This window comes from Trebonia sp. (assembly GCF_049794275.1).
Lineage (GTDB): Bacteria > Actinomycetota > Actinomycetes > Streptosporangiales > Streptosporangiaceae > Trebonia.
The window spans coordinates 1-3,395 of the sequence record NZ_JBARCR010000805.1 but is presented as its reverse complement, the minus strand read 5'-3'; the positions used below and the strand labels follow the sequence as shown (position 1 = coordinate 3,395).

The 3,395-nt window shown below is 68.8% G+C and carries 4 protein-coding genes and 1 pseudogene; 1 reads left to right on the top strand and 4 read right to left on the bottom strand.

The annotated features are described in order from the left end of the window. The 3 genes and pseudogenes from WA805_RS21045 to WA805_RS21035 all read right to left on the bottom strand — a co-directional run. The coding region (locus WA805_RS21045) for an ATP-binding cassette domain-containing protein (protein ID WP_425243178.1) at nucleotides 1-359 on the bottom strand (359 nt) is incomplete at its 3' end. After that, nucleotides 356-1,123, bottom strand: coding sequence for an ABC transporter permease (locus tag WA805_RS21040; protein ID WP_422340807.1), 768 nt, complete (start codon nucleotides 1,121-1,123; stop codon nucleotides 356-358). The genes WA805_RS21045 and WA805_RS21040, both read right to left, overlap by 4 nt. A gap of 187 nt (nucleotides 1,124-1,310) precedes the next feature. After that, nucleotides 1,311-1,685, bottom strand: a pseudogene (locus tag WA805_RS21035) (ABC transporter permease); the annotation flags it as partial. 37 nt (nucleotides 1,686-1,722) lie between these two features. Between WA805_RS21035 and WA805_RS21030 the strand changes: the two are divergent. Next, on the top strand, nucleotides 1,723-2,022 hold the full coding sequence (locus tag WA805_RS21030; RefSeq protein WP_422289063.1) for a hypothetical protein: 300 nt from the start codon (nucleotides 1,723-1,725) through the stop codon (nucleotides 2,020-2,022). Here the strand turns inward: WA805_RS21030 and WA805_RS21025 are convergent. After that, nucleotides 1,979-3,022 (bottom strand): ABC transporter substrate-binding protein, encoded by a 1,044-nt coding sequence (locus WA805_RS21025; RefSeq protein ID WP_425243177.1) that lies wholly within the window; start codon nucleotides 3,020-3,022, stop codon nucleotides 1,979-1,981. The two genes, WA805_RS21030 and WA805_RS21025, sit on opposite strands and share 44 nt — an antisense overlap. Nucleotides 3,023-3,395: the final 373 nt, after the last annotated feature.

Here is a 3,395-nt window from a genome sequence, read left to right as displayed (position 1 = left end):
ACCCGCAGCGGCAGCTCCACGTTGCGCGCCACGGTCAGCCACGGGAACAGCGACCGGCCGTAGTCCTGGAACACGACCCCGATCCCGTCGGGGACCGAGCGCAGCGGCGCGCCCTCGAACAGCGCCTCGCCCGACGTCGGCGGCATCAGCCCCGCCAGGCAGCGCAGCAGCGTGGTCTTGCCCGCGCCGCTCGGCCCGACCACGCACGCGAACTCGCCCCGCGCCACGTCGAACGTGATATCCGCGAGCGCGGTGCGCGGCCCGGCCGCGCTGGCGTACACCTTGCGCACCTGCCGCAGCGATACGACCGGCGTGCCGGTTCCCTCGGTCACGCCGCTCGCCGTGCCCGGCTCTGTCATCGCGACACCCCCTCCACGGCGCGCTGGCCGTAGTGCCAGTGCAAGACCCGGTTCTCCGCCGCGACGAACAGCAGGTTCGCCACGATCCCGATGATCGCGAGCACGATGATCCCCGACCACATGCCCGTGTAGTCGAAGGACTGCTGGGCATTCGACAGGTAATAGCCGATGCCGTCGCTCGACGCCTCCCACTCGCTGACCACCATCAGGATGATCGCGACCTGCAGGCTGTTGCGCAGCCCCGCGACGATCTGCGGCGAGGCGGCCGGCATCACGACCTGGAACACGTTCCGCGTCCACGACAGCCCGAGCACCTTCGAGGTGTCGAGCTTGACGGCGTCGACGCCGCGCATGCCGTCCAGCGTGTTGAGCAGCGTCGGCCACAGCGCCGCGAACGCGATGAGCACCACCTTCATCGTGAACCCGATGCCGAACAGGGTCAGCGCGGCCGGCACGAGCACCGGCGCGGGCAGCACGTACAGGAAGTACAGGTACGGCGCCGTCGCCTCCCTGGCGTACCGCAGCGACCACAGCGCCGCGCCGAGCCCGATGCCCGCCACGGCGGCGATCCCGTAGCCCACGAGCAGGTGCTCGAGCGATGAGGAGAGCTCGGCGCGGGCGGGCCCGGTCACCCACTGGTCCCACACCGCCTTGAGGATCGACGACAGCGGCGGGAAGTAGAGCGACTTCGACCCCGTCGACCATAGCCACCAGGCGAGGAACAAGACGGCGAACAGCCAGACCCGGGTCAGCGCCCGCCCCATTAGCCTGAGGTAAGGGGCCAGCCGGAGATAAGACGGCAACGGCAGTCACCAACGTACGTTCGGGATAAAGATCAACGGCAACCCGCTGCGACTCGTGCCAGTGCAGCGCGTACCGTTCCGCGACCGTGAACGCGCCCGCCAGCAGCACCCCGAGCAAGCCGGCGACCACGATGTACGCGTACATGACCGGGTAGGCGGCCGGGCCCGCGTTCTCCGCCAGCAGGATGCGCTCGCCGATGCCGGTGCCGCCACCGATCAGCTCGGTGATGATGGCCACGACCAGCGCGACGGCGGCCGCGACGCGCAGGCCGGTCGCGACGTACGGCGCCGCGCTCGGCACTGTCACCGTGACGAACCTGCGCGGGCCGCGCAGCCGCAGCACGGTCGCGGTGTCGCGCACCACCGGGTCGATTGACCTGACGCCGTAGCAGACCTGGATCACCAGCGGCCAGAACACCGCGAACGCGACCAGCGCGAACTTCATCGTCAGCGTGGCGCCCCACAGCACGAGGCCGATCGGCAGGATCGCGATCACCGGGATCGCCTTGAAGAACTCGATCACGCCGATCACGCTGCGGTAGGCGAACTGGTTCAGCGCGATGAGCGTGCCGACCGCCAGCGCGGCCGCGGTCCCGATGGCTAGCCCGATCGCCCAGCCTTCCAGCGTCTGCCCGATCGCGGTCCACAGCGTGGCGGTCGACGCCAGGTCCCACAGCGCGCTCGCGGTCTGCGTCATCGACGGGAACTCGTCGGCGCGGATGACCCCCGCCGCGCTCAGCCACTGCCACAGGCCGAGCGCGGCGGCCAGCACGCCCAGCCTGAGCAGCCAGGGCCTGAGCGTGGGCCAGCGGACGGTCACGGGTTCCAGAGCAGCGACGAGGCCGGCGGCTCCGAGGTGATGATGCCGAACTGCTTCATGTCGTTCTCGATCTGCCCGATCGATGCCGTGTTGAACGTGGTGCTGAAGTTGGTGGCCAGGATCTGCTTCTCCGCGACCGCCATGGGCAGGCTCAGGCCTTTCGCGAGCGTCTGCTTCACCACCGACTGGTGCGTCGCCGAGTACGCGACCGACTCGTCCATCGCCGCGCGGAACTCGCTGACGATTGTCGGGTTGGCCGAGATGTAGGAGTTCATGGCGTCGAGGCAGGTGAGGGTGCCGTTCGGGAACAGGACCTGGTTCGGGTGGGTGAGCACGGTCGCGCCCTCGCCGGTCGCCGTCTGCGTGAACGGCGCGACGATCACCGCGGCCTGCACCCGGCCCTGGGACAGCGCGGCGGGCATCTGCGGGAACGGGATCGCGATCTGGTGGATGGACGCCGGGTCGATCCCGGCCTGCTTGGCCAGCACCATGACCGACAGCGAGTTCAGCGAGGTGAGCTGCACCTCGGCGACGTTCTTGCCGGCCAGGTCCTTGATGCCTGTGATCCCCGAGCCCTTGGCGGCGACGAGCACCGTGCTGTCGTTCGCGGGGTTGGTCGGCTCGTTGCCGTCCACGGTGGACACGCACTTGACGCCGACGCCCTTGGAGTTGAGATTGATCAGCACCGGGGTGGTGATGAAGCCGAACTGTTCGGTGCCGCTGGCCATGGACGCCTCGACGGCGACGGGGCTGGCCTGGGCGACGAAGCTGACGTTCAGGCCGTGCTTGCGGAAGATCCCGCTGTTCTGCGCGTAGAACAGCGACGCGTCGTCGGAGTACGGGACGTAGCCGAGGGTGACGTTGGTGACGGTCGCCGTGCCGCTGCCGCCCGAGGCGCTCGCGCTGCTGCCGGTGCCGCTCGCAGCGCTGGTGCTCGAGGAGCTTGACGGGCTGCTGCTGCACGCCGCGGTCGTCGCCGCCGCCAGTGCGAGCAGGGCGGCGCTGACCGCGTACCGGGTACTTTTCGCTGCTCTTCTCATTCACTCGCTCCATTGCCGCTGGAAGGTGGCGTGTCCTTATTGTCAGGCCGGCGCACCAGTTAGCGGAACCGGCGAGATCATTAAAGATGCCTATGATCCAAATTAACACTGTTTATTCCGAACGGGCCCGTTGTGACTGTTGTTCGGTCACATGTTGACGCTCCCCGATTCACGCGACAGGGTGACAGCAGGGCCAATCACCGGGCCACGTTGGAGGTGCGCCGTGCTGTCAGCCGAAGACAACGGGATCCTGACCCGCGTCGGCCCGGGCACGCAGATGGGGAATCTGCTGCGCCGGTACTGGATTCCGGCGTGCCTGTCGGCGGAAATTGCCGAGCCGGACGGCCCCCCGGCCCGGGTGCGACTGCTCGGC

What these genes read in the sequence shown, in the direction of transcription:
- WA805_RS21040 (WP_422340807.1), bottom strand. Translation starts at nt 1,123, where the DNA reads ATGGGGCGGGCGCTGACCCGGGTCTGGCTGTTCGCCGTCTTGTTCCTC.
- WA805_RS21030 (WP_422289063.1), top strand. Translation starts at nt 1,723, where the DNA reads ATGAGCGTGCCGACCGCCAGCGCGGCCGCGGTCCCGATGGCTAGCCCG.
- WA805_RS21025 (WP_425243177.1), bottom strand. Translation starts at nt 3,022, where the DNA reads ATGAGAAGAGCAGCGAAAAGTACCCGGTACGCGGTCAGCGCCGCCCTG.